Origin of the sequence: Limimaricola litoreus (assembly GCF_024159025.1) — a bacterium.
Classification (GTDB): Bacteria; Pseudomonadota; Alphaproteobacteria; order Rhodobacterales; family Rhodobacteraceae; genus Limimaricola; species Limimaricola litoreus.
The window spans coordinates 1-1,793 of record NZ_JAMYXC010000227.1; the positions used below are offsets into that span (position 1 = coordinate 1).

The window sequence follows — 1,793 nt, forward strand, 5'->3', positions numbered from 1 at the left end:
GGCTCGACGCGCGCAAGCTGCGTCCCGCCGCCACCGTGCGCGCCACGCGCTGGATCTGGCGCACGGTCTTCGGTCTCGCCTTCCTCGTGCTTCTGGGCCTCGTCACCGCCGGCGGCATCCTCGTCTGGGCGGTGCGCGACATGCCGCTGGCCGATATGCTGCCCCCGCTCGAGGAGCCGACGCTGACCGTGCAGGACGAGGCGGGCGACACGCTCTTCACCCGCGGCGCCTACCGCGCGGGCTACGTGCCGCTGTCGGAGATGCCCGAATATCTGCCGCAGGCGGTCGCGGCGATCGAGGATCGCCGCTTCTGGGATCATCCGGGCGTCGATATCGAGGGGATCGGCCGCGCCATGTGGCGCAACATTTCCGCCGGCGGCGTGGTCGAGGGCGGCTCGACCATCACCCAGCAGCTCGTGAAGGTGCTCTATCTCGACCCCGAGCGCACCTACAAGCGCAAGCTGCAGGAGATGGTCCTTGCGCTGGGGCTGGAGCGCCAGCTCGGCAAGGACCGGATCATGGAGCTCTACCTCAACTCCACCTATCTGGGCACCGGCGCCTGGGGCATGCCTGCCGCGGCGCAGCTCTACTTCGACACGCCGGTCGAGGAGCTGAGCCTCGCGCAATCGGCGGTGCTCGCCGCCTCGATCCGTGCGCCATCGGTCATCAACCCCGAGGCCGACTTGGAGCGCGCCCGCGAGCGCGGCCTCGTGGTGCTTTCGGTGATGCGCGACCTGGGTCGCATCGACGAGGCCGCCTACGAGGCCGCCCGCACGGAAATGGCCAGCCTCGTGCCCTCCCCACCGCCCGCCCGCGCGGGCAGCTATTTCGCTGACTGGGTTCTGGGCGAGGCGCAGGAGCTGTCCGGCGCGGTGGATGGCCCGCTCACCGTCACCGCCACGCTCGACATGGAGCTTCAGGCCAAGGCCGAGAAGATCCTGCAAGAGGCTATCGCGCAGCGCGGGCCCGAGCTGGGCGCGAGCCAGGGCGCCATCGTCGCCATGGCCCCCGACGGTCGCATCCGCGCCATGGTCGGCGGCGTCGATTACGGCGAGAGCCAGTTCAACCGCGCAACCGACGCGCTGCGCCAGCCCGGCTCGACCTTCAAGCTGCCGGTGTTCCTCGCAGCCTTGGTGATGGGCGCGGACCCCGATACCCGCCTGCCGGACGAGCCGATCGACATCGACGGCTACGCGCCTGAGAACTTCAACGGCCGCTACGCGGGCGTGGTGAGCCTGCACGAGGCTTTCACCCGCTCGCTCAACGCTGCCACGGTGCGGCTGGCGCAGGAGGTCGGGATCGACCAGGTGATCGAGGTGGCGCGCCAGCTCGGCATCGAGGGCGATCTGACGCGCACGCCGAGCCTCGCGCTGGGCACCTCGGAAGTGTCGCTGATCGACATGACCGAGGCCTATGCTGCGATCCTCGCGGGCCGCGCGCCGATCAACGCCACCGGCATCGCCAGCCTCAAGCTCGGCGATACCGGCGTGGCGCTCTCGGTCTCGGGCGCCGATCCCAACGCGGTCGAGCTCAACCGCACCCGCGACCCGATGCTGTCGATGCTGCGCGCGGTGGTGACCGAGGGCACCGGCAAGCGCGCGGCGATCGACGGCTTTGCCGCGGGCAAGACCGGCACCAGCCAGAACAGCCGCGACGCCTGGTTCATCGGCTTCACCGACCGGCTGGTGATCGGCGTCTGGATCGGCAATGACGACAACTCTCCGATGAAGGACGTCACCGGCGGCAGCCTTCCGGCGGAGATCTGGCGCGAGGTCGCGCTCGCGGCGGGCGGC

The 1,793-nt window shown here is 70.4% G+C and carries 1 protein-coding gene; it reads left to right on the forward strand.

The window, feature by feature from the left end; all coding sequences use genetic code 11:
- The coding region (locus NHG85_RS14925; protein WP_253333755.1) for a transglycosylase domain-containing protein at positions 1-1,793 on the forward strand (1,793 nt) is incomplete at both ends.